A 24073-nucleotide genomic window follows, 5' to 3' on the forward strand; every position below is an offset into this window, starting at 1 on the left:
AATCATCCGTTTTTTATAATAAGATTTTAAACTTAAACCGATTCTGATTATGTCACAAGATCCTTTTAATGCTAAGAAATCACTTAAATCTTCAAAAGGCTCCTTTAATTATTGGAGCTTAATTGCTTTACAAGAAGCTGGGTATAAAGTTGATCAATTACCATTCTCTATAAGAATTCTTTTAGAAAATGCCCTAAGAAATTATGATGACTTTGCGATTACTAAAGAGCATATTGAAACACTCGCTAGTTGGTCTCCAGAACCCTCGGACAAGGATATTCCTTTTAAGCCAGCAAGAGTATTGATGCAAGATTTTACAGGAGTGCCAGCTGTAGTAGATATTGCATCTTTGAGAGCAGAAGCGGTTAGGAAAGGCAAAGACCCCAAAAAAATCAATCCCCTAATACCAGTTGACTTGGTCATAGATCACTCTGTGCAAGTGGATTATTTTGGCACCAATTATTCTTATCAGAAAAATGTTGATGTAGAATATGAGCGAAATGGAGAGCGTTACCAATTTCTAAAATGGGCTCAAAAAGCTTTTGATAATTTTTCTGTGGTACCTCCAGGGATGGGGATTTGCCATCAAGTGAACTTAGAATACTTAGCTCAAGGAGTGATTGCTAGAGATGGGGATGTTTTCCCAGATACACTTGTGGGAACTGATTCCCATACTCCCATGGTCAATGGGATAGGTGTAGTAGCTTGGGGTGTAGGGGGTATAGAAGCTGAGGCGGCTATTCTAGGGCAGCCGATTTATTTCATCATGCCTGAAGTTGTGGGATTGAAGCTGACAGGCAAACTTCCCCTTGGGACTACTGCTACTGATATGGTTCTGACCATTACACAATTGCTGCGTAAGCATGGAGTAGTTGGCAAATTTGTGGAGGTATTTGGGTCTGGATTGGATCATTTGACGGTTCCAGATAGGGCTACAATCTCTAATATGTCTCCTGAGTTTGGTTGTACTGTTACCTATTTCCCCATTGATGACCGTACCTTGGATTACATGGGCAAAACCAATAGAGCCAAAGATCAAATTCAATTGGTGGAAGATTATACCAAAGCCAATATGCTCTGGAGGGAAAATGAGGACAAAATCAAATATAGCTCTGTAGTTGAATTGGATTTGAGTACAGTAGAGCCTACTGTTTCAGGTCCAAAAAGGCCACAAGATAAAATCCTCGTTCGTGAGTTTAAGCATAAGTTCGGTGAGTTGCTCGAAGAGGTACACGGAAGAAAATACATTCCTATAGATAAAAGGGATGAGGGGCGTTGGTATGGAGAAGGAGGGAGTCAGCCTTCAGATAGAGAAGGAAATAACCTTGCAGAAATTGAATATGAGACCAAGGTAAAAAATGGGCTCAAGACTGTTGTTGTAAAACTCAATAATGAAAAGTTTGCCTTGCATGATGGTTCCATCGTAATTGCTGCGATTACCTCTTGTACCAATACATCAAATCCGTCAGTCATGATAGGGGCGGGCTTGGTAGCTCGTAAGGCAAGAGAAAGAGGGTTAGATGTGAAGCCTTGGGTGAAGACATCCTTAGCGCCTGGATCCAAAGTAGTTACAGATTATTTGGAAACTGCAGGGCTTTTGGATGACTTGGAAGCTTTAAGGTTTCATGTAGTGGGTTATGGTTGTACTTCTTGCATTGGAAATTCAGGTCCACTTCCGAGACATATCGCCAAGGCCGTAGAGGAGAATGATTTGGTAGTAAGTTCGGTTTTGTCGGGAAATAGAAACTTTGAAGCAAGGGTTCACCCTCAAGTGAAAATGAACTACTTGATGTCACCTATGCTTGTGGTCGCTTATGCTTTGGCAGGAAGGGTAGATGTGGATTTAAATGAAGAACCACTGGGTTATGATCCAAATTTAGAGCCTGTTTATCTTAAGGATATTTGGCCTAGCAATGATGAGATTTTTGAGGTAATGGGTAAAGTGCTTTCACCAGCTGATTTTGAAAAAAGCTATGGAGAAATCTTTGAAGGGAATGAGCAGTGGGTAAAACTAGAAGCGCCCAAGGATGAAATTTATCAATGGTCTGATCAAAGTACCTATATCAAAGAAGCACCATTTTTCGAAGGGCTATCTGAGAATGTGACAGAACCCAAAGATATCTTAGATGCAAGAGTACTTTTGAAATTAGGGGATAGCATCACTACGGATCATATTTCTCCAGCTGGATCCTTCGCTGAAAGTAGTCCAGCTGGTCAATACCTGAAGAATCGTGGAGTCGAGAAAAAAGATTTCAATTCCTATGGATCAAGAAGGGGGAATGATGAAGTCATGGTTAGAGGAACCTTTGCCAATGTCCGAATTAAAAATCAACTGGCTACAAAAGAAGGTGGCTATACGACCCACATACCGAGTGGGGAAGAGATGAGTGTCTATGATGCCGCAGTCAGCTATAGAAAAGCTCATACACCTCTTATAGTACTTGCAGGTAAAGAATATGGTAGTGGTTCTTCAAGAGACTGGGCTGCCAAAGGAACCAATTTATTAGGAATCAAGGCTGTTTTGGCTGAGAGCTATGAGAGGATTCATAGGAGCAATTTGGTAGGTATGGGTGTGCTCCCTTTGCAATATGTAGAAGGTGATACAGCAGAAAGCCTTGGTCTCAATGGAAAGGAAAGCTTCAGTATCAGAGGGATTTCTGAGGGATTGTCTCCTCTCAAGAAGTTGACTGTAGAAGCAATTTCGAATGAAGAAAATTCTAAAACTTTTGAAGTCGTTTGTCGCTTAGATTCAGCCATCGAAATTGAGTACTTCAAAAATGGAGGAATATTACATTATGTATTGAGAGATTTTCTTAAAAAATAGGCTCCATGTTGAAGTGATTTTCAACAAAACAAAAATGAAACGGGCTAGTAAAGTTTTCTATTCAATTAGGGGGCTTTGCTAGCCCTTTTGATTTCAAATACTTTCAATTTCTAATCTTGGACATTTTATCTATATTTAAGTCCTTAGATCATTCCTACTTATGAAATATATAAGTTTTGCAATTGCCTTGATTATCACAATTTCTCTCGGCGTTGCACTATCCCTACAGTTTGGTAGCATTCCACCACTGGGCAAATTATTAGATCCCAATCACGGATTTTGGCAAAATGCCTATTCTGAGGATCAACTTGCCAAAGAAGAAATTAAGTTATCTGGACTTTCTTCTTCAGTAATCATACAATATGATGAAAACTTGATTCCTCACATTTTTGCACAAAATGAATTGGATCTTTACAGAGCCCAAGGCTATGTTACAGCCCAAAACCGCTTGTGGCAAATGGAATTTCAAACCATGGCAGCAGCTGGTAGAATCTCTGAGATCGTTGGTTCTATGGCTATTGATCTTGATAGGATGACTAGGAGAAAAGGGATGCCTTTTGCCGCAGAGCAAGGAATACAATTTTTAGAAAATACAGACCCAGAGACTTTTAAGCTTGTGCAGGCTTATGCTGATGGTGTAAACCAATACATAGAATCTCTCACGGATGCGAGGATGCCAATAGAATACAAGATCCTCAATTATAGACCTGAGAAATGGTCGCCTTACAAATCCCTGCTTTTGCTAAAGTACATGGCAGATATGTTGGTGGGAGATAGGGATTTAGAATATACAAACCTACACACTATTCTTGGTCCTGAATTACTTGACAAGCTATTCCCGCTTTTCCCAGAGGAAAATGATCCAGTCATAGAGGCTGATAAGACTTGGGATTTTACGCCATTGCAAGTTACTAAGCCAGAGGGAGTTGTTTATCCTAATGATTCAATATTTGTAAAAACCATGCCTCAACCTGAGCCTGGAGTTGGCTCCAATAATTGGGCTGTGGCAGGAAGTAAATCAGCCTCAGGCAACCCTATACTTGCCAATGATCCGCATTTGAGTTTGAATCTTCCTTCCCTCTGGTATGCGATGCAATTGACTACTCCTAATCACTCGGTCAAAGGTGCTACGCTTCCAGGTGCGCTAGGGATCATTTCAGGTTTCAATGAAAATATCGCTTGGGGTGTTACCAATGCCACACGAGATACCAGAGATTGGTATGCCATTACTTTTAAAAACGATGATCGTACAGAGTACCTATACAATGATCAATGGATTCAAAGTACATTTAGAATAGAGGAAATCAAAGTCAAAGGTGAGGCTTCTTATTTCGATACTGTGGTTTATACCCATCATGGTCCCGTAGTATATGATCAATCCTTCAGAGCAGAAAGGCAAGATGTGAATTTTGCGCTCAAATGGACTGCTCATTTACCTTCCAACGAGCAAAAAACCTTTCTTTTATTGAATAAAGGGAAATCACATGAGGATTATATAGCGGCATTAGACCACTATACCTCACCAGCTCAAAACTTTGTTTTTGCATCCCAATCAGGAGATATCGCCATGAAGGTACAAGGTAGATTTCCCTTGAAATGGGAAGGGCAAGGGAAGTTTTTGATGGATGGAAATGACCCTAAAATGGAATGGAAGGACTTTATTCCAATTGAACATAATGCAGCGACACTAAACCCCACAAGAGGTTTTGTGTCTTCTGCCAACCAACATTCTGTAGACCCTTCTTATCCATACTATGTTTTTGACAATAGTTTCGAGCATTATAGAAATAGAAGACTGAATCAGCGATTGGCTGAAATGAACCAAATCACGATAGCCGACATGATGGAGTTGCAGTTTGATAATTTTCACCTTCATGCTTTTGAGGCACTTCCTGTTATGATGAATTATATTCAGGCTGATTCTTTGATCAATGCTGGTGTGGAACATGTTTCTTACTTGAAGGACTTGGCTGATTGGAATTTCTTTACTTTTCCTAATCAAACAGCCCCAACATTATTTCACCTTTGGTGGAGGTATTTACATAGGAGCGTATGGGAAGACTTGAGAAAATCTGAGCTCCCTGTCGTGCTTCCTAATAATTACCAGACAGTTAAATTATTAGCAAACGAACCAAACTCAAGTCTGTTTGATAAAAAAACTACAGGTATAATAGAGACTGCTAAGGATCATGTCATGGCAAGTTTTGATTCTATGATTGTTCAAGTGAAAAAAATGGAGCAAGATAAGGGAGATTATACTTGGGCAAATCAGAAAAATACAACTATCCAGCATTTGGTTCCCAATTTCAAATCATTTTCCTATGAAGGTGTATATACTGGTGGTGGGGCAGGAATTCTGAATGCTACATCTGAACGTCATGGGGCTAGTTGGAGAATGGTGGTAGAATTAGGAGAAGAACCTGAAGCTTTTGGGATCTATCCAGGAGGACAATCTGGTAATCCAGGAAGTAAGTATTATGACTCATTTTTGAAAAAATGGGCTAATGGAGAATACGTGAACTTCAAACTCAAAAAGATGGAAAATTCTCAAACTAGCCTTTTTTCAACCACTTTAAAGCCTTGAAAAATATGAAATTTACAGCATTATTTGTCTTGACAGTTTTACTGGTCTTGTTTTTAGGACCATATTTTAGCTATCCCTATCTGATGGGAGTCATTGTCATACTAGCATATTTAATGGCATCAAATGGTACTGCCTCTTTCTTTGCTTCTGGACTTGCCATGGGGCTTGTTTGGTTAGGAAAAGCTATTTCCATCAGCATCGAGACAGGTTCTTCACTTCCAGATAAGATGGCCATATTGATGGGAATGGAACAAAGTAATTTGTTGTGGGTAGCTACGGGTGTATTAGGATTTTTACTTGGAGGATTTAGCGGACTTACTGGAGCACTTTTAAAGAACCTTTCAAAGCCAAAAAGACCACAAGGGATGTACAGATATTAGTTGAACTTGATTCTCCCCATTCTAGCTGAGAATCAAATTATCGGCCAATGTCTACAGGCTATACAGAAATGCTAGTATGTAACTTTTTTATATCCCAACTTAAGGAAAAGACAGAAACACAAAACAAAAAAGTCAGGAGATTGATCTACTGACTTTTTTGTTTTGTATCACCAAGCATAAATTAAGTTTGGATGACGCCTACATTGAATTTTTCTGTGATAGGAGCATGATTAGCTGCTTCGATTCCCATGCTGATGACTTTTCTAGTTTCTAGTGGATCGATGACACCATCTACCCAAAGTCTCGAAGCTGCGTAATAGGGGCTTAGTTCTTCATTGTATTTGGCAGTGATTTCTTCGAGTAGATTCTTTTCATCTTCAGGAGTAATTGTCTCTCCTGATTTTTTGAGAGAGGCTATTTTGATTTGGAGTAAGGTTTTGGCGGCAGAAGCTCCAGACATTACGGCCATTTGAGCCGTTGGCCAAGAGTAGATCAGTCTAGGGTCATAAGCTTTGCCACACATGGCGTAGTTGCCTGCGCCATAAGAATTTCCAATCACTATGGTGAATTTAGGAACTACAGAATTTGCCATGGCGTTGACCATCTTTGCGCCATCTTTGATGATACCACCATGTTCTGCTTTACTGCCGACCATAAATCCAGATACATCTTGAATAAAAATAAGCGGTATTTTTCGCTGATTACAGTTCATGATAAATCTAGCCGCTTTGTCAGCAGAATCTGAGTAAATTACGCCCCCCATCTGCATTTCACCTTTTTTATTTTTGACGATCTTTCGCTGATTGGCTATGATGCCGACAGCCCAACCATCGACTCTCGCAGTTCCGCAGAGTAAGGTTTTGCCATAATCTTTTTTGTATTCGTCAAATTCTGAATCATCAACGAGACGTTCTATGACTGCTCGCATATCATAAGGCTTAACCCTGTCTGATGGGAATACACCATAGAGTTCATTTTCATCTTTTTTGGGTTTTGAAGGCTCTTTTCTATCAAAACCAGCTTTTTCGTAAGCACCTATTTTGTCGAAAATATTCCTAATTGCATCTAAACATTCTTGGTCTGTGTCGTACTTATTGTCTGTCACGCCTGATATTTCGCAATGTGTGGTGGCGCCTCCTAGTGTTTCATTATCCACACTTTCTCCGATAGCAGCCTTGACCAGATAGGAACCAGCTAAGAAAATAGAACCTGTCTTGTCTACAATCATGGCCTCGTCTGACATGATCGGTAGGTAGGCTCCTCCAGCGACACAACTTCCCATGATAGCTGCTACCTGTATAATACCCATGGAGGACATCTTGGCATTGTTTCTGAATTGCCTTCCGAAATGCTCTTTGTCAGGGAAAATTTCATTTTGCATAGGAAGGAAAACGCCTGCACTATCTACCAGATAGATGATGGGGAGTCTGTTTTCCATGGCGATCTCCTGTGCTCTAAGATTCTTTTTTGCTGTCATTGGAAACCATGCACCAGCCTTTACAGTCGCGTCGTTGGCAACAATCATACACATACGACCTTTGACATATCCGATTCCAGTGACTACACCTGCAGAAGGGCAGCCTCCTTCTTCTTCATACATGCCATCTGCTGTAAGTGCACCCACTTCCAAAAATTCTGAACCAGCATCTCTCAAATAATCAATTCTTTCCCTTGCAGTCAATTTACCCTTCTGGTGCTCCTTGGCAATTCTCTTTTCCCCTCCCCCTAATTTGACTTTTTCTAATTTTTTGCGCAGCTGAAAAAGTAATTGTTTGTTTTGATCTTCGTTTTTATTGAATTCAATATCCATAAAGTTATTCGGGTTTAATTTTCAAAGCTAAAATAAGGTAATATGTTGATAAGTTTCAAAATAGGATGGGAGTTTTGATGTGTGGGACTTAATAAAAATAAAACGCCTTCACAAAGCGAATTGGTGAAGGCGAATTTAGCTTATTTTATGTTTTGGTCAAGGAAGGAATTATAGAGATTCTATTTCCTCTTTGTATGCTTTTACCGAACGATAGATGGCAGATGCCAAATAGGTTTGGCCATCTTTGCTATTGAGGTATCTTTCTTCATTAGGGTTGGATATAAAACCGAGTTCAACCAAAACGGATGGCATGCTTGTGGTCCAAAGGACGTAGAGTGGTGCTTGCTTGACACCTCTACTATGTCTATTGACTCGGCTAGTAAAATCATTTTCTATTTTTGAAGCTAGCGATAAGCTATTGGAAAGGAAAGCTTTCTGCATGATGTTGAACATGATGTAGGATTCCGGAGACGTAGGATCGAATCCTTCATAATTTTCCTCATAATTTTCCTCAAGTAGGATCACAGAGTTCTCTCTTTTTACAATATCGAAATTCGCTTCGAAGTTTTTAGTACCCATGACGAATGTTTCTGTTCCATAAGCAGATCTATTGGAAGCAGCATTACAATGAATTGAAATAAAAAGATCAGCTCGATTTCTATTGGCAATATTCGGTCTTTCTTTCAGGTCTACAGCAACATCAGACTGACGTGTATAAATGACCTTGACATCAGGTAGATACTCCTCGATATATTTACCAACCTGTAGGGCTACTTTTAATGTAATATCTTTTTCTTTACTGAAAGAGCCTAGTGCCCCAGGGTCTCTACCACCATGTCCTGCATCGATGACCACAGTCCTTAATTTGAACTCCGGTGCCCTACTTCCTGTGGGTTGGAAGCCCATAAAAAGAAAGGAAAATGTAAATAAAGTAATTGCAAGAATATTTTTAACTTGAAGTCGTTTCATAAGCACTAAATACCATTAACTTTGCTCGTTCGAAATTTAGAAATTTTTAAACAAATTTGATTCAATCGGTGCGGAATAACAGGCTCCAATTCATAATATTCCTACTATTTTGGGTAATCCCCCAATTTGTATTCTCTCAAGAGAGAAGAACGAGGAGGGTGGAGAATCCAATTGTTGCACCTGATTCTATTTTAAGAGCACCAGCTCAGGTACTTCCTGAAGTGGAATTACCAGAAATAACCCTTCCAGACAGCCTTCCAGAAAACGACTCTACAAAGGTAGTGCCTAAAGGTGACATAGAAACCATTATCAATTATTATGGGGAAGATAGTATCATCACTGATTTTGCTCAAAATAAAATCTATTTACACAAAGAAGCTTGGTTTGAGTATGGAAATATCAGACTTGATGCAGATCTGATTATCATTGATTGGGATAAAAGTGAACTTTTTGCTTCTGGGGTGACAGACTCGTTGGGTAATATCCAAGGTAATCCGATTTTTAAAGAAGGTAATACCACTTACGAAATCCGAAAAGAGATGCGTTACAACTTCAAAACGCAAAAGGCAATCATCAAGGATGTAGTGACAGAGCAGCAAGACGGTCTCTTAAGAGGAGAGACGATCAAGAAAACTACAGATGGTAGTATCTACATGGATAGAGGTTATTACACTACCTGTAACTTAGCCGAGCCACATTTTCATATATCAGCTGCCAAAATCAAATCTATCAGGGGCAAGCAAGTGGTCACAGGTCCATTCAATCTCTATTTTAATAATATCCCTACTCCAATTGGGTTGCCTTTCGGTATTATTCCCGATACGCCTGAGGAAAAAGCTTCTGGAATTGTCTTCCCTTCATATGGTCAAGAACAAAGAAGGGGTCTTTTCTTAAGAGATTTTGGTTATTACTTTGCTTTCAATGATTTTATTCATACACGACTGACAGGGGATATTTATTCCAATGGAGGATGGGGGGCAAAAGCCGCCTCGATTTATAAAAAGCGTTATCGCTATAATGGTAGTTTTAATATAGATTACCAAAGCTTCAGAAGTCCAGAGACAGAATTGAATCCACTTGATTTTACATCAGTTTGGGTAAGTTGGCAGCATACACCAGAAACTAGAGGTAATTCTAGGTTTTCAGCTTCAGTCAATGCAGGTACTCAGAATTATAATAACTTGGTCATAAACCCAAATAATTTTGCAAATAACGTAAGGGCGGATTTCACATCTAATATAGCCTATAGCAAAACATTTGCAGGGACTCCCTTTAGTATGTCTGCAAACTTGAGACACTCACAGAATATCAATACGGACGAAGTTAACTTGACTCTACCTGACGTCGCTGTCAATATGAATCGTCAAAATCCTTTTCAGAATTTGACTAGGTTTGAGCCTTTGAAGACACTAAATATTGCTTGGAATTTCAACCTTCAAAATCAAATCACCAACAGAATTACACCCGCATTAGGTGTTCAAAATCAAAATTTTCAACAGGATTTTGGTTTTGGTGAAGAGTTTCAGCAAGCTCCTGATGTTTTAGCATTTAGTTTTGCAAACTTACCGCAACTTTTAAGAGATGCCAATAATGGTGCAAGAAGTACTATACCTATCTCGTCCAATTTCACACTCTTCAAGTATTTCACTGGAACTGCATCCGCAAACTATACCGAACTTTGGTATTTGGAAAGGATCAATTACTTCTATAATGATGTAGAAAATAGAGTAGATAGAATTCTCGAAAATGGCTTCAATAGAGTGGGCTTCTATACCACTTCATTCAATATGAACACCAATGTGTATGGTTTCTATACTTTTAAGAATAGTAAGAAAGTAGAAGCTATTCGTCACCACATGCAGCCATCATTTGGGTTTAATTTTACTCCAGATTTTTCTGATCCGAGATTTGGATACTATCAGCAGGTACAGGTCGATAGTGCTGGCAGAACACAATTTTTTTCCAGACATCAAGGGTTTATCTTTCAAGGGGCTCCATTGGGTGAATCTAGAGCCTTGAGTATTTCTATCAGGAATGTACTTGAAGCGAAGATCAGAACAGAGAGTGATACAGCAGAGGTCAAAACCAAAAAGATCCCATTGCTTCAAACCTTGAATGTGACTACGAATTACAACTTCGCAGCCGATTCCTTTCAGTTGGCTCCTGTAAATATGAATACTAGAACATCATTTTTTGACAATAAGCTTTCTGTCAACCTTTCTGCAACTTTAGATCCTTATGCCTCAGGAGTCTCTAGAACAGCTCAAGGACAAGAAGTAGCTAGAAGAATCAATGATTTTGCATGGAGAAGGGGACAAGGTATTGGGAGTATTCGTAATGCCTCTGTCAATATCAATGGTAGCCTCAATCCAAGTAAATCCGAACGCTCCCCTGGTGAAGTAAGAGATGAAATCACCAATAACTTTCTTCAGCAAGGTGGTCAGATGAATGAGTTCGTAGAAAATGAAATCAACCGAATCGTCAATGATCCTAGTCAATACATAGATTGGAGTATTCCTTGGAACTTAGGATTTGGTTACAACCTATCTTACAATAACAGACCCGGAGGACAGTCCAATGTGACTCAAGCCTTGAATATCAATGGAGATGTAAGCTTGACAGATAAGTGGAAGGTCAATTTCAATACAGGATATGATTTTTCCACAGCTAAAATCACTCAAACCATGATTTCTATAGCCAGAGACTTACACTGTTGGCAGATGAATGTATCATGGATTCCATTTGGAACTTTTACTTCATACAGTGTAGATATTCGCGTCAAGTCAGCCATTCTACAAGATCTTAAGGTCAATAGAAGAAGGTCATTCTTCGATAGGTAGAAGTTGATTTAAGATTTTAGAATGATGTAGCTACGATTCATATCGGTAAAAAAGATTCAAGATGTATGATATGTATTGCAATGCGCAGCACAACATTTTAACTTTTAAACTTTCTAACCTTCTAACATCAAAACCAGATCCGTCAAATTTTTGCTCTACTTAATGGCATGGTCATGCATCTAGGGCCACCAAGTCCACGAGAAAGCTCAGAAGAAGGGATTTCCAAGACTTCCACCCCAAGATTTCTCAAAGCGCGATTGGTGTGCTTATTTCTATTGTAAGAAATGACCCTTCTTGGTCCTATGGCAAAAACATTTGCGCCATCAAACCACTGCTCTCGCATGGCATAATCTGGATTGCCATCGGCTGTATGGAGGATTTCTAAATAGGGGATTTCTTTCTCCAATACAGTTAGGAGTGACTCATTTAAGACCTCTCTTTTGATATGTACTTTGTCCTCCTTGATTTCTTTGAGTGTGTAAAGTGATGTTTGAAGTACAGCATTGAGCGCATCTGGATAGGTCAATACCAAATTTTCATCCAAAATGGTAAATACCGTATCAAGGTGCATGTAGTTCCTTTTTTGCGGTAGGTGAACTTCATAAACTCGCTCTACAGTACCTTCTGCAAGTAAGGACTTGGCCACATGATAAATAGCCTTTTCATCAGTTCTTTCTGAGTTGCCTATAGCCACTGCTTTTTTTGATAAAATGATGATGTCACCACCTTCAATACTTGCGGGGTTATTGTGGCCATTGACTGGGTAGATACAATTGATGTTTTCTTTAAAATCGGGATGATTTTCAAAAATACTTCTTAAAAGATCTGCTTCACGCTGTCTACCCTCCATTTTCATACTAGAAAAGACAATCCCACCCGGTGTGACGGCCATTGGGTCTCTTTGGAAATATAAGTTGGGACTAGGGGGGATGATAAACGCATAGTCCATCAATTCACCAGCTGATAAATTTGGGATTTTTCTTTTAAGCTCGTGTACTTTGATGCCAGCCATCAAAGCTACCGCACATTCTGCAGTTGATAATCGCCCCATGATTTGCTCAGCCAAATGAGTCATATTGGATCTGCTAAGGGCTTGTTTCATAAGTTTGAAAAGTAATTTTTCATCAGATAATACTTGAATCAACAACTCTTGTAGTCTATAGACAGTAGCTCCGGTAGTCTGTTTAATCAAATCAGTAAAAAAATCATGTTCCTTCTGCATGGCTTCGAGATAAGGAACATCTTCAAAAAGCAAGAACTCCTTATTGTAAGGTGTCAACCTATCAATCTCTTTTCCTGGTCTATGCATCAATACAGCCTTCAAGGTGCCAAATTCTGAGTTCAATCTTAGATTCATGGTTAAATTATCAATGATGTTTTTTAAAAATAGTGTAAAAAATTAAAAATATGATTTAATAAATGACTTAATAAATAAAATAAACTGTATAGGTCATGAAAAAAGCCGAATCTCACGACCCGGCTTTGTTATTCATTTAATCTCCAATCTCCCTGATTCCTCAGGACTGAAATCTAAAATCTTAAGATAACCAAGATTCTACTTCTTCTTTAGTAGGATTGCTGGCGTCTAGTTTTAGTTTTTTTCTTCTTCCGCAGACATCATTGAAGAGTTTGTTGGCGTCTTGCTCCTTCAGTTGCTCCATGGTATGGATATTCAGATCTCTCAATGCAGGAATCAACCCTTGTGGAATGCCCACTGCCATGAAATCTTCATCAGTAGCGATTTTTACTTTTTTCTCAGGGCGCATTTGTGGGAAGAAGAGTACCTCTTGAATGGTAGTCTTATTGGTCAGCATCATGGTCAATCTATCTATACCTATTCCGAGACCAGATGTAGGAGGCATGCCGTATTCCAAAGCTCTCAAGAAATCATCATCCATAGCCATCGCTTCATCATCTCCTCTAGCAGCTAGTTTTAATTGCTCTTCGAATCTTTCTCTTTGGTCGATTGGGTCATTCAACTCTGAATAAGCATTGGCGATTTCCTTACCATTTACAAATAGTTCGAATCGCTCTACCAGTCCATCTTTGGTTCTATGTTTCTTAGCCAGAGGTGTCATTTCGATCGGGTAATCTGTAATGTATGTTGGCTGAATCAAATGATCTTCAACTTTAGCTCCGAAGATTTCATCAATCAATTTGCCTTTGCCCATGCTGGCATCTGTTTCGATTCCTAGGTCAGTACATACTTTTCTCAATCCATCCTCGTTCATCTTAGATACATCAATACCCGTATATTCCTTGATAGAATCATACATGCTGATTCTTCTGTAAGGTCCTGCAAAATCAATCTGCTTATCACCAACAGTGACTACGGTAGTACCATGAATGGAATGTGTTACTTTTTCTAACAACTCTTCCACCATTTCCATCATCCAAATATAGTCCTTGTAGGCTACATAAATTTCCATAGAAGTGAATTCAGGGTTGTGAGTACGGTCCATGCCTTCATTTCTGAACATCTTCCCAAACTCGTACACGCCGTCAAAACCACCTACAATTAATCTCTTGAGATAAAGCTCATTGGCAATTCTCAGGTAGAGTGGCATGTCTAAGGTGTTGTGATGCGTGTTGAATGGCCTTGCCGCAGCACCTCCATGTACAGCTTGGAGTATGGGGGTTTCTACCTCTAACCAACCGTGGTCATCAAAGTACCTTCTCATATTAGAGATGATCTTGGTTCTGGTGATAAAAACTTCCTTTACTTCAGGGTTTACTGTCAAATCTACATATCGCTGCCTGTATCTCAATTCAGGGTCAGTGAAGCCGTCATATACATTACCATCATCATCTCTTTTGACAACTGGAAGTGGTTTTACAGCTTTAGAAAGGACCTTGAGCTCTGTGACATGAAGAGAAATTTCACCTGTTTGGGTAGTGAAAATATATCCTTTCACACCGATGAAGTCACCAATACCGAGTAGCTTCTTGAATACAGTATTGTAAAAAGTCTTATCCTCACCTTCACAAATATCATCTCTACGCACATAAATCTGTAATCTACCGGTAGCATCTTGAATCTCAGCAAAGGATGCAGAACCCATGATTCTTCTACTCATCAATCTCCCTGCTATGGAAATGTCTTTGTAGTCAGTTTTATTGTTTTCGTAGTTTTTATGAATATCTGCCGCAGTGACGTTAATTGGAAATGATTCTGCTGGATAAGGATTGATTCCCAGCTTGATCAACTCTTCTCGGTCTTTTCTGCGCTCTATTTCCTGTTCACTTAATAATTGCATTGTTTATAGATTTGAATAGAGAAGGTCTCAAATGGCTCCTCCTGATTGGTTTGATATTTTTTTACTTATTCAAGTTTCTTCTTCTAGCAATCTCTTTTTTGATCAAATCAAACTCTCTTGAGCTTTGACCTGCTACAGAAGTATTTTCTTCAGCTCTTCGACCTAGATATGGCATGACCTTCTCCACCGGACCGTAAGGAACATACTTGACTACATTGAAACCTGCATTAGCCAAGTTGTAAGAAATATTATCACTCATGCCATAAAGTTGGGCAAAGTAGACGTTTTCATCTTTTGGATTGATTTGTTTTTCTTCGATCAATTCAGTAAGATAAATATTGCTTCGCTCGTTGTGTGAGCCACTTACTAGGCTGATTTGTCCAAAATTTTCAATGCAAAAGGCCAAAGCTGCATCATAATCCCTGTCCGAAGAAGCCTTGTCAGGTTGAATTGGTGAGCGATAGCCTTTCACTTTGGCTCTTTCTCTTTCTTTTTCCATGTATGCGCCTCTCACGAGTTTCGCTCCTAGCTTGTACCCTTTGGATTCAGCTACTTCATTGGCATCCTTAAGCCTTTGAAGCATGTCATGTCGATACATTTGATAGGTATTGTACACAATGCAATCTTTCTGATTGTATTTTTCCATTGCCTCATACACCATCTGATCTATGACATCCTGAAACCATGACTCCTCAGCATCGATCAAGATCCTTGTGTTCGCCTCAGCGGCTGCTTGACATAAGCCATCTACTCTAGCTTTCAGTTTGTCAAAGGATGCACGTTCAGCATTGTTCAGCATTTTTCCTTCTTGTACTTTGATCATGATTTTATAATCACCAAGACCAGTTACCTTAAATACTGCGAAGGGAATATTATCATCTCCTGCGGATCTTTCTATAGTCCTCAAGATTTCTTTATAAGTGGCCTCGTAACTATCTTCATTCCCCTCACCTTCTACCGAGTAATCTAAGATTGTCTTGATGTTGAAAGCTGCCAATTCGTCTACTGTTTGCTGGGAATCTTCAATGCTTTCTCCTCCGCAAAAGTGTCCAAACATGGTGCTTTTCATCAGACCCTTGATTGGGAATTTGATTTTAAAAGCCAAATTGGCCATTTTGATCCCCATTTTTACAGCAGTGTTGCTGTTCATGGTTGCAAAGATGAGATACATTTTTCTCAAGTCCGCATCAGATTTAGAAGCAAAAGCAACTTCTAAATTCTCCAAAGAAATTTTGGTTTTTGTGGGCATATTCTGTAATTCGAGCTGCAAATATACTTTGTGAATCATAGCCTTCCAAACCTTGTATGGATTCTAGCGATGTTTGGCTAGGCTTTTTTTTCGATTCAAAATTAGCTTATTTCTTTATCTGAAGGCTGATTTCTGTCAGGTATTTCTGTGACAGTAACTTTTTGTGATGGGCAATTGTTAATTTGCAGATTAGAATTGAGTTGAAATAAAATATGGGAAAATCATTTGAAGCGTGGGGATGGAGTGAAAAGCATCCGCTAATTATAGCTGGACCTTGTAGTGTAGAGACACCTGAGCAATTAGACGAGACCGTTGCAGCTTTGGTCAAACAAGGTGTGAAGATTATCCGTGGAGGTGTTTGGAAGCCTAGGACAAGACCAGGGAGCTTTGAGGGGGTTGGCGCGATAGCATTGCCATGGATACAAGAAGTGAAGAAGAAGTATGGGGTCAAGTTTGCCATAGAAGTAGCCAACCCAAATCACGTTAAGCAAGCTTTGGATGCTGATATAGATATCTTGTGGATAGGAGCAAGGTCAACAGTAAACCCATTTACAGTACAAGAAATAGCAGACAGTCTTAAAGGTGTGGATATTCCCATTTTTGTAAAAAATCCCGTCAATCCTGATCTAGCATTGTGGATAGGTGCTTTGGAGCGACTTGATCAAGCTGGATTGAAGCGAATAGGAGCCATTCACAGAGGTTTCTCAAATTTTAATGATACGACCTATCGTAATAGCCCAATGTGGCAACTTCCTATAGAATTGAAAACGAAGTTTCCAGAATTACCTTTGATCAACGACCCGAGTCATATTTGTGGGAGGCGAGATTTACTTTTTGATGTGGCCCAGATGGCGCTTGATTTGGACTTTGATGGATTGATAATTGAATCCCACCGAGACCCTGATCATGCGTGGTCAGATGCAGCGCAACAAGTGACGCCAGGTGTCTTGGGAGATATGCTTCACAGGCTTAAGATTAGAACAATCAATCCTGAGAATTCTGAATTTCAATATCAACTTGAACAAATCAGAGGTCAAATTGATGATGTGGATAGAGAACTACTAGAGGTATTGACACGGAGGATGAATTTGGTAGCGCAAGCAGGGGAATTTAAGAAAATGAATAATGTGGCGATTTTTCAAATTGATCGCTGGAAGAAGGTTTTCAAAAGTAGATCTGAATGGGCGCAAGCAATGCGACTCAACCCTGAATTTATCAAAGAATTATTTCGTATGATTCATTCAGAATCTATCAGCAAGCAAAAAGAAATCATGGAGGACAAGCAGCTGGAAAAATAATCATATTTGGACATGATAGACGTCTGTCTGATTTCTATTGATACCTGTAATGGAGAAACCGCCTGATTGAGGGATTTCTTCGATCAGGTCAAAAACCCTACAATCTCTCGGTAAGCCTTCGAAAATTAGGGTGAAGTTAAACTTTTGATTTGGTTTGATAAAAGTCCAAAACGGGAAGAATGTGATATTATCAGCATTGAGTAGTTTGGATTTTGTACTGCTCTCTTTTGGTACCAAAAATGTACTTTGCCATATTCTGATCATTTGTTCCATAGAGCCATTTTCCAAAAAGCATTTGACGATAACTTGTCGCTCTACATTTTCTTCGGTGATGATTTGTTCAAGTATCTGAGTATCGACTTTGGTTTTGTGATGATATTCATGCTGCTGTTTTATTCACAACTATAAATCAATTTGAGATTAGATGGTTCCAGATTGATGGTGAAATATATGAATTAATGTACCATAGAATATTTTGAAAATATTAATCAAAAGTAGTTTGATTGCTGATTCGGTAACAGTATGGGTTGGATTTACAGTATTGTCAAAAAAATATTCAAAAATTAATTTGTTTTTAAAAAATCACCCTTTACATTTGAAGCATGTTAATCGCAGCCGTTATATATTTTACCTTCTTTTACTTTTACTTTCGTCCTGAAGGTCGAATCGGAGCTGCCTATTGCTAGATAAATAAATAATTTAATCATACATGCAAAAAAGCCCGATTCGACAGAGTCGGGCTTTTTTGTTTTCAAACCAATTTAAACTCATGGAAAATCACTTACAAACAAAAGACTGGGGACTAGGACTACAAGGTCATGTCATCATTGCAGGGCCTTGTAGCGCTGAGACACCCGAACAGATTGAGCGAGTATGTCTCGATATGAAAAATGAAAATATGATTCCCAACCTTTTCAGAGCTGGAATCTGGAAACCAAGGACTAGACCAGGAAGCTTTGAAGGAATCGGAGAAGATGGATTGAAATGGATGGAAATTGTCAGACATCACCTGAACATTCCTATCACTACAGAAGTGGGAAACGCTGCTCACGTAGAGCTTGCGCTAAAGCATAAGGTTGATGTACTTTGGATTGGAGCAAGGACTACAGTAAACCCCTTCGCTGTTCAAGAAATCGCTGATGCTCTCAAAGGTGTAGATATTCCTGTCATGGTCAAGAATCCAATGAATCCGGACCTTCAACTTTGGTTAGGGGCTTTAGAAAGATTGCAATCAGTCGGTATCAATAAGCTTGCGGCTATCCACAGAGGTTTCTCGGATTCTTACGACAAGCGGTTCAGGAATAAACCAAACTGGTCCATGCCTATCCACCTGAAAAGAGAATGGAAAGGAATGGAAGTGATCAATGATCCAAGTCACATCGTAGGCAATAGAGCTGGCATTCTTGAGACTTCCCAGCGAGCGATCAATTTTGGCTTAGACGGATTGATGATTGAGACGCATCATGATCCAGATAACGCTTGGTCTGATGCAAAGCAACAAGTTACCCCTGCTACTTTGAAGCAAATCCTAGCTCAAATAGATTTTAAGAATACAGGGGAGTCTGAAAATCCAGGAGAAAGACTCAATGATCTTCGATTAGCTGTAGATCATTTAGATGATCAGTTGCTCGATTTATTGCAAGAAAGGTTTGCTATGATTGACCAGATTGGAGCATACAAAAGAGAAAATCATCTCACGGTATTTCAATCTGACAGATGGAAATATGTCATGGAATCAAGGACTCAAAAGGGAGTTCAGAAGAATCTTAGTGAAAAATTCATGAAGGAATTACTGTACTGTATTCATGAAGAATCTGTAAAAAGACAAGAAAAACAATTGAGAGAAGCAGATCCTGTTAAGAAAGCTTAGATTTGTTAAAAAAAACTGCATAAAATTGGATTCAGTCATATTTTCAAGTTCCATTCAGAATGACTTTGTCAGCTTTCTAAGCAGACAAGTGTATACTCAGTTAGGTATCATCATGGATAGCAATACCGAAAAGTATTGTTATCCACTCATCGCAGAAAAGCTTCCTGCCCACAAACACTTTGCTTTTGAAGCTGGTGAAGTGCACAAGAATTTAAACACTTGTACAAATATATGGCAGTGGATGACTGATTGTGGATTTGATCGAAAGACACTTATCATCAATTTAGGTGGCGGAGTGACAGGAGATATGGGAGGGTTCTGTGCTAGTACTTACAAGAGAGGAATTCCTTTTGTTAATATTCCGACAACATTGTTGTCTCAGGTTGATGCAAGTGTCGGTGGGAAGTTGGGAATAGACTTCAATGGTTTCAAAAATCACATCGGTGTCTTTACAGATCCTATTGCGGTATTGATTTCAGATGAGTTCCTCAAAACACTTCCTCAAGCAGAATTGAGATCTGGCTATGCAGAAGTGATCAAGCATGGGTTGATTCAGCATGCAGATTACTTTTCCTGTATGAAATCTCAAGATTGGGAAAATCAAGACTGGAAAACCATCATTGAGAAATCAGTTAGTATCAAAAAGGAAGTCGTAGAGAAAGACCCCAAGGAGTCTGGATTGAGAAAAATACTCAACTTTGGACATACCATTGGTCATGCTTTTGAATCTTATTATTTAGATACGGCTCGTCACCTGCTTCACGGAGAGGCGATTGCCATAGGAATGATCACAGAAGCATTTCTTTCACATAAAAAGTCTGGGCTTACGGTTGAGGAGCTGAATCAAATCTCTGAGTTCCTTTTGGAAGTATATGGAAGAATAGATGTTCCACCTGCTGATGTGACAGAGATTATTTCCCTTTGTAGTCAAGATAAGAAAAATGATGCTGATAGAATTAATTTCTCTTTACTTAGAAAAATCGGGCAATGCGATTACAATATCATCTGCAGCCTCGAGGATATAGAAGAAGCCATAACATACTATCGATCGCTTTAAGCATATTTCAAGCCTATTTCACTCAAAAATGACAATTCAAATTTTACCACAATTATCGAAATTCAAATCAACCACAATCCCATTGCCTTCTTCAAAAAGCGAAAGCAATAGGGTTTTGGTGATCGATGCGTTGACGGCTGGAGATAATCAAATCAGTAACTTGGCAGAGGCCAGGGATACACAGACCATGATTAGGTTATTGGAAAGTAATCCACCTGTATATGATGTATTAGATGCTGGTACCACGATGAGGTTTTTGACAGCTTATGCCACCATTACCAACCAAAACAAGGTAATGACAGGCACTGCCAGAATGTGTGAGCGACCTATTGGGATTTTGGTAGATGCACTGAGAAGTATAGGAGCTGAGATTCATTATATGAACAAGGAAGGCTATCCGCCACTTGCTATTCATGGATTCAAGGGACAGAAAACTAAGCACATCAAAGTACGGGGTGATGTGAGTAGTCAGTATGTATCAGCATTATTGATGATAGGCCCAATGCTGCCTCAAGGATTGGAATTGGAATTAGAAGGGAAAGTTGGGTCTAGGACTTATATTGAAATGACTTTAGAATTGATGGCTCAGTTTGGAATTACTTACACCTGGGTAGACAATATCATAGTCGTTGCGCCTCAATCCTATCAACCAACAAGTTTTTCGGTAGAATCAGATTGGTCTGGGGCGAGTTATTGGTTCAGTTTATTAGCTTGTGCAGAGGAAGGAGAGTTGTTTCTAAGAGGTCTCAAAGAAAATAGTCTTCAAGGTGACAGTAAGATTGTGGAAATCATGGATAGCCTAGGAGTCAAAAGTGAATTTTCTTCTGAAGGTATTCGCCTCACCAAGCAGCCAGTGAAAGGGTTGAAGTCTTGGGATTTCACACATTGCCCTGATTTAGCTCAAACTGTAGCAGTGACCTGTGCAATTCTTGGTCAGAAGACGGAGTTTACAGGTTTAGAAAGTTTAAGAATCAAGGAAACAGACAGGATACTTGCGCTACAACAAGAGTTGGCAAAATTCAATGCACAACTAGTAGAAGGAGCGAATGAAGTGTTTACTTTAATTCCTTCTGTTGAAATTCCTGCTGAAATACAGATTCACACTTACGATGACCACAGGATGGCGATGGCTTTTATGCCTTTGATGACCAAAACAAAAGTAATCATAGAAGATCCTGAGGTGGTCAATAAATCCTACCCGAGTTTTTGGAAGCATGTTGGACTATTGCAAGACTGTAATGTTTAAAACTAATTGCCATGCTACTATGGGAGAGAGTCATCCTCTTCGTAGTTTAATTTATCTTTAATAACAGATTTACGTATCTTTAAGTATGGATATTTCAGTTAATCTTAAATTTGAGCAAATAAAGGAATTGTTGAATAAACTATCCCCTAAGCAATTCGAAGCTGTAAGAAGGTATGTGAACGAAGTGTCACATGAAAGATCTTTAATTTCAAAAGAGAAAAATAATCTAAAGCAACTTTTGAAAAATGCTCCTGTGATTTCAGAAGAGGAGATTGAAAAAATTCAAGAGGCTAGAAGAATAATTATATCATGGAGAAACGAATAATTTGTTTGGACACTTCTGTGCTTTTAGATTTTTTCAGAAAGAAAGATCGAGATAAAACATTTTTAAATCAACTCCTTGAAGAATTTGATGAGATTGAAATTTCTTCGATCACCGAATTCGAAATTAGATATGGGATAAATGAAAACCAATCTCAATTTTGGGATCAATTATTTGAAAATGTTAACGTCTTACCCTTTGACAGTGAATCAGCAAAAAAGGCTGTTGAGATTCATAGATTACTAAAAAAGATCAATAAGCAAATAGCAATCCCTGATTTATTTATTGCTTCTACTGCCATGCGTTTTAAAAGACCTTTTGCCTCAATTAATAAAAAACATTTTGAGAGAATATCGGGATTAGAGCTTTTATTTTCAGATAATAATCAGCAATAATGAAAATAGCCATTCAAGGAATTCCCGGATCATTTCACCATCAAGTAGCCATCAATTGCTTTGGACAAGATGCTGAAATTATTGGCTTCAGAACTTTCGAAGAAGTAGCCAGATGTGTCAGTCAAGTAGCCTGTGATTTTGGGGTGCTGGCAATTGAAAACTCTATTGCTGGGGCAATTTTACCCAACTATGAATTGATAGACCGCTATAATCTGACGATTAAAGATGAATATTACTTACCGATCTCTCACAATTTCATGTGTTTGAAAGGTCAAAGTATAGCAGATATTACAGAGGTTCGCTCACACCCAATGGCATTGTTACAATGCAAAAAGTTTTTTGAGCAATACCCTCAAATCAAATTGATAGATGATATAGATACTGCATCGGTTGCAAGAAGAATTAGGGACGAAAGAATCAAAAATGTGGGAGCAATAGCCAGTAAGACTGCGGCTAAAATCTATGGATTAGAGCTTTTGGCCGAAAATATTCAGACTGTCAAAGACAATTTCACGAGGTTTATTATTTTACAAAAGCCAGTTTTGGATTTGGGATTTATCAAACCAAACAAGGCATCTATCAAGGTAACCATGAAAAACGAAAAGGGTATCCTTGCAAGGCTCTTGACAGTTATCAGTGAAAGTGAATTAGACCTAAGTAAAATTCAATCCATCCCGGTGATTGACAAGCCTTGGGAGTATGCGTTTTTTATTGATTTGCAGTTTGATGATTATAAGGTTTATCAAGCTGTGATAGAAGTTGTCAAAAAAGAATTTGGTGATGTAAAAGTTTTTGGAGAATACGTGAATAGGAAGTGATGAAGGGGTTTTCAAAAAGGTTGGCTCATGTACAGGAATATTACTTTTCCCAAAAACTCAAAGAAGTCGCAAAACTCAAGGCTGAAGGGAAAAATGTAATTAATATGGGTATAGGTAGCCCAGACTTGCCACCACATCGTTCAGTGATCGAAGCCCTGAATACTACTGCCTCGAGCAAGCATGCACATGGCTATCAAGGCTATCAAGGTATTCCAGCATTGAGGGAAGCAATTGGTCAATTTTATCAAGATCATTATCAAGTAAGACTCAACCCTGATTCAGAAATTCTTCCATTGATGGGATCTAAGGAGGGTATTGTTCATGTCTCTATGGCATTTTTGGATGAAGGTGATGAAGTACTGATTCCCAATCCTGGGTACCCGACATACGCAGCAGCATGCAAATTGGCTGGGGCTCATGCCATTGCCTATGATCTTAAGGAAGAGAATAATTGGGAGCCAGATTTTGAGGCCTTGAAAGCTTTAGATTTAACTAAGGTGAAAATCATGTGGGTCAATTATCCGCATATGCCAACAGGGTCTAGAGGAAGCAAGGAATTATTTCAGAAGATCATTCAGTTTGGGTTAGAGAATGATGTTTTAATAGTCAATGATAATCCTTATAGCTTTATTTTAGAAAATGAACCGAAAAGCATACTCTCAATTAGTGGAGCACATGAAATCGCTTTAGAACTCAATTCATTGAGTAAAACTGCAAATATGGCTGGCTGGCGTGTAGGTTGGCTAGCAGGAAGAGCAGATCTGATCGATGCAGTACTCAAAGTGAAAAGTAACATGGATTCAGGGATGTTCTTAGGAATCCAAAGAGGGGCTATTGCAGCACTTTCATTAGGTAAAGGTTGGTATACAGGCTTGAATGAGGAATATCAAAGAAGGAAAATGCTGATTTTGGAATTAGCTTCACTATTAGATCTCGATGTGTCAAAAGGTGCTGTGGGAATGTTCGTATGGGCTAAAATCAAAAATAATCAATCAGAAATCGAATTCGTAGACAGGCTATTGAGTGAAAAATATATTTTCATCACCCCAGGTTCCATTTTTGGGAGCAATGGAGCAGGTTATGTACGTTTTTCTTTGTGTGTACCGGAAGTACAAATAAGAGAGGCAATTGAAAGAATTAAATCAATTTAAAAA

At 38.9% G+C, this 24073-nt stretch carries 18 protein-coding genes; 12 read left to right on the forward strand and 6 right to left on the reverse strand.

Going from position 1 to position 24073, the window contains the following annotated elements; genetic code table 11:
* Window positions 1-49 precede the first annotated feature (49 nt).
* The 3 genes from acnA to BW935_RS04700 all read left to right on the forward strand — a co-directional run bounded on the left by acnA (window position 50) and on the right by BW935_RS04700 (window position 5788).
* Window positions 50-2824, forward strand: a complete 2775-nt coding sequence (gene acnA / locus BW935_RS04690; RefSeq protein WP_076499019.1) for an aconitate hydratase AcnA — start codon at window positions 50-52, stop codon at window positions 2822-2824.
* A gap of 160 nt (window positions 2825-2984) precedes the next feature.
* Window positions 2985-5408 (forward strand): penicillin acylase family protein, encoded by a 2424-nt coding sequence (locus BW935_RS04695; protein WP_076499021.1) that lies wholly within the window; start codon window positions 2985-2987, stop codon window positions 5406-5408.
* A 5-nt stretch (window positions 5409-5413) separates the two neighbouring features.
* A complete protein-coding gene (locus BW935_RS04700) occupies window positions 5414-5788 on the forward strand; it encodes a hypothetical protein (RefSeq protein ID WP_076499022.1) in 375 nt (124 codons plus the stop codon).
* A 181-nt stretch (window positions 5789-5969) separates the two neighbouring features.
* Here BW935_RS04700 and BW935_RS04705 read toward each other — a convergent pair whose 3' ends face one another.
* On the reverse strand, window positions 5970-7598 hold the full coding sequence (locus BW935_RS04705) for an acyl-CoA carboxylase subunit beta (protein WP_076499024.1): 1629 nt from the start codon (window positions 7596-7598) through the stop codon (window positions 5970-5972).
* A gap of 168 nt (window positions 7599-7766) precedes the next feature.
* Window positions 7767-8567: an N-acetylmuramoyl-L-alanine amidase family protein gene (locus BW935_RS04710; RefSeq protein ID WP_076499025.1), complete on the reverse strand. Its 801-nt coding sequence runs from the start codon at window positions 8565-8567 to the stop codon at window positions 7767-7769.
* Window positions 8568-8635: 68 nt separating this feature from the next.
* Here BW935_RS04710 and BW935_RS04715 point away from each other — a divergent pair, with 68 nt between their 5' ends.
* Window positions 8636-11407, forward strand: coding sequence for a putative LPS assembly protein LptD (locus BW935_RS04715; RefSeq protein WP_076499027.1), 2772 nt, complete (start codon window positions 8636-8638; stop codon window positions 11405-11407).
* A gap of 142 nt (window positions 11408-11549) precedes the next feature.
* Here BW935_RS04715 and BW935_RS04720 read toward each other — a convergent pair whose 3' ends face one another.
* The 3 genes from BW935_RS04720 to BW935_RS04730 form a co-directional block, all read right to left on the reverse strand.
* Entirely contained in the window at window positions 11550-12764 is a 1215-nt protein-coding gene (locus tag BW935_RS04720) for an arginine deiminase (protein ID WP_076499028.1), read from the reverse strand.
* A 181-nt stretch (window positions 12765-12945) separates the two neighbouring features.
* A complete protein-coding gene (gene lysS, locus BW935_RS04725) occupies window positions 12946-14664 on the reverse strand; it encodes a lysine--tRNA ligase (RefSeq protein ID WP_076499030.1) in 1719 nt (572 codons plus the stop codon).
* Between the two features lie 61 nt (window positions 14665-14725).
* Entirely contained in the window at window positions 14726-15913 is a 1188-nt protein-coding gene (locus BW935_RS04730; protein WP_076499449.1) for a proline dehydrogenase family protein, read from the reverse strand.
* Between the two features lie 212 nt (window positions 15914-16125).
* On the opposite strand from BW935_RS04730, the gene BW935_RS04735 reads away from it, so the two are divergent.
* The gene (locus tag BW935_RS04735) at window positions 16126-17211 is read left to right on the forward strand and encodes a bifunctional 3-deoxy-7-phosphoheptulonate synthase/chorismate mutase type II (RefSeq protein ID WP_076499031.1); all 1086 of its coding nucleotides are present in this window, start codon (window positions 16126-16128) and stop codon (window positions 17209-17211) included.
* Here BW935_RS04735 and BW935_RS04740 read toward each other — a convergent pair whose 3' ends face one another.
* Window positions 17212-17484, reverse strand: a complete 273-nt coding sequence (locus BW935_RS04740; protein ID WP_217695344.1) for a hypothetical protein — start codon at window positions 17482-17484, stop codon at window positions 17212-17214.
* A gap of 496 nt (window positions 17485-17980) precedes the next feature.
* Between BW935_RS04740 and BW935_RS04745 the strand changes: the two genes are divergently transcribed.
* The 7 genes from BW935_RS04745 (at window position 17981) to BW935_RS04775 (ending at window position 24070) form a co-directional block, all read left to right on the forward strand.
* On the forward strand, window positions 17981-19081 hold the full coding sequence (locus tag BW935_RS04745; RefSeq protein WP_076499035.1) for a chorismate mutase: 1101 nt from the start codon (window positions 17981-17983) through the stop codon (window positions 19079-19081).
* A gap of 25 nt (window positions 19082-19106) precedes the next feature.
* Complete coding sequence (gene aroB / locus BW935_RS04750; RefSeq protein WP_076499036.1) at window positions 19107-20138, forward strand: 3-dehydroquinate synthase; 1032 nt, start codon at window positions 19107-19109, stop codon at window positions 20136-20138.
* A 28-nt stretch (window positions 20139-20166) separates the two neighbouring features.
* Complete coding sequence (locus BW935_RS04755; protein WP_076499038.1) at window positions 20167-21384, forward strand: 3-phosphoshikimate 1-carboxyvinyltransferase; 1218 nt, start codon at window positions 20167-20169, stop codon at window positions 21382-21384.
* Between the two features lie 85 nt (window positions 21385-21469).
* Entirely contained in the window at window positions 21470-21709 is a 240-nt protein-coding gene (locus tag BW935_RS04760) for a hypothetical protein (RefSeq protein WP_076499040.1), read from the forward strand.
* Window positions 21694-22101: a type II toxin-antitoxin system VapC family toxin gene (locus BW935_RS04765; RefSeq protein ID WP_076499042.1), complete on the forward strand. Its 408-nt coding sequence runs from the start codon at window positions 21694-21696 to the stop codon at window positions 22099-22101. Before BW935_RS04760 ends, BW935_RS04765 begins: the two co-directional genes overlap by 16 nt.
* A complete protein-coding gene (locus tag BW935_RS04770) occupies window positions 22101-22919 on the forward strand; it encodes a prephenate dehydratase (RefSeq protein ID WP_076499044.1) in 819 nt (272 codons plus the stop codon). The genes BW935_RS04765 and BW935_RS04770 overlap by 1 nt, the downstream gene beginning before the upstream one ends.
* On the forward strand, window positions 22919-24070 hold the full coding sequence (locus tag BW935_RS04775) for a pyridoxal phosphate-dependent aminotransferase (RefSeq protein WP_076499046.1): 1152 nt from the start codon (window positions 22919-22921) through the stop codon (window positions 24068-24070). Before BW935_RS04770 ends, BW935_RS04775 begins: the two co-directional genes overlap by 1 nt.
* Window positions 24071-24073 lie beyond the last annotated feature (3 nt).

The organism is Belliella pelovolcani, from assembly GCF_900156785.1.
GTDB classification, from domain to species: domain Bacteria; phylum Bacteroidota; class Bacteroidia; order Cytophagales; family Cyclobacteriaceae; genus Belliella; species Belliella pelovolcani.

What these genes read in the sequence shown, in the direction of transcription:
- acnA (WP_076499019.1), top strand. Translation starts at nt 50, where the DNA reads ATGTCACAAGATCCTTTTAATGCTAAGAAATCACTTAAATCTTCAAAA.
- BW935_RS04695 (WP_076499021.1), top strand. Translation starts at nt 2,985, where the DNA reads ATGAAATATATAAGTTTTGCAATTGCCTTGATTATCACAATTTCTCTC.
- BW935_RS04700 (WP_076499022.1), top strand. Translation starts at nt 5,414, where the DNA reads ATGAAATTTACAGCATTATTTGTCTTGACAGTTTTACTGGTCTTGTTT.
- BW935_RS04705 (WP_076499024.1), bottom strand. Translation starts at nt 7,598, where the DNA reads ATGGATATTGAATTCAATAAAAACGAAGATCAAAACAAACAATTACTT.
- BW935_RS04710 (WP_076499025.1), bottom strand. Translation starts at nt 8,567, where the DNA reads ATGAAACGACTTCAAGTTAAAAATATTCTTGCAATTACTTTATTTACA.
- BW935_RS04720 (WP_076499028.1), bottom strand. Translation starts at nt 12,764, where the DNA reads ATGAATCTAAGATTGAACTCAGAATTTGGCACCTTGAAGGCTGTATTG.
- lysS (WP_076499030.1), bottom strand. Translation starts at nt 14,664, where the DNA reads ATGCAATTATTAAGTGAACAGGAAATAGAGCGCAGAAAAGACCGAGAA.
- BW935_RS04730 (WP_076499449.1), bottom strand. Translation starts at nt 15,913, where the DNA reads ATGCCCACAAAAACCAAAATTTCTTTGGAGAATTTAGAAGTTGCTTTT.
- BW935_RS04735 (WP_076499031.1), top strand. Translation starts at nt 16,126, where the DNA reads ATGGGAAAATCATTTGAAGCGTGGGGATGGAGTGAAAAGCATCCGCTA.
- BW935_RS04740 (WP_217695344.1), bottom strand. Translation starts at nt 17,484, where the DNA reads ATGGAACAAATGATCAGAATATGGCAAAGTACATTTTTGGTACCAAAA.
- BW935_RS04745 (WP_076499035.1), top strand. Translation starts at nt 17,981, where the DNA reads ATGGAAAATCACTTACAAACAAAAGACTGGGGACTAGGACTACAAGGT.
- BW935_RS04755 (WP_076499038.1), top strand. Translation starts at nt 20,167, where the DNA reads ATGACAATTCAAATTTTACCACAATTATCGAAATTCAAATCAACCACA.
- BW935_RS04760 (WP_076499040.1), top strand. Translation starts at nt 21,470, where the DNA reads ATGGATATTTCAGTTAATCTTAAATTTGAGCAAATAAAGGAATTGTTG.
- BW935_RS04765 (WP_076499042.1), top strand. Translation starts at nt 21,694, where the DNA reads ATGGAGAAACGAATAATTTGTTTGGACACTTCTGTGCTTTTAGATTTT.
- BW935_RS04770 (WP_076499044.1), top strand. Translation starts at nt 22,101, where the DNA reads ATGAAAATAGCCATTCAAGGAATTCCCGGATCATTTCACCATCAAGTA.
- BW935_RS04775 (WP_076499046.1), top strand. Translation starts at nt 22,919, where the DNA reads ATGAAGGGGTTTTCAAAAAGGTTGGCTCATGTACAGGAATATTACTTT.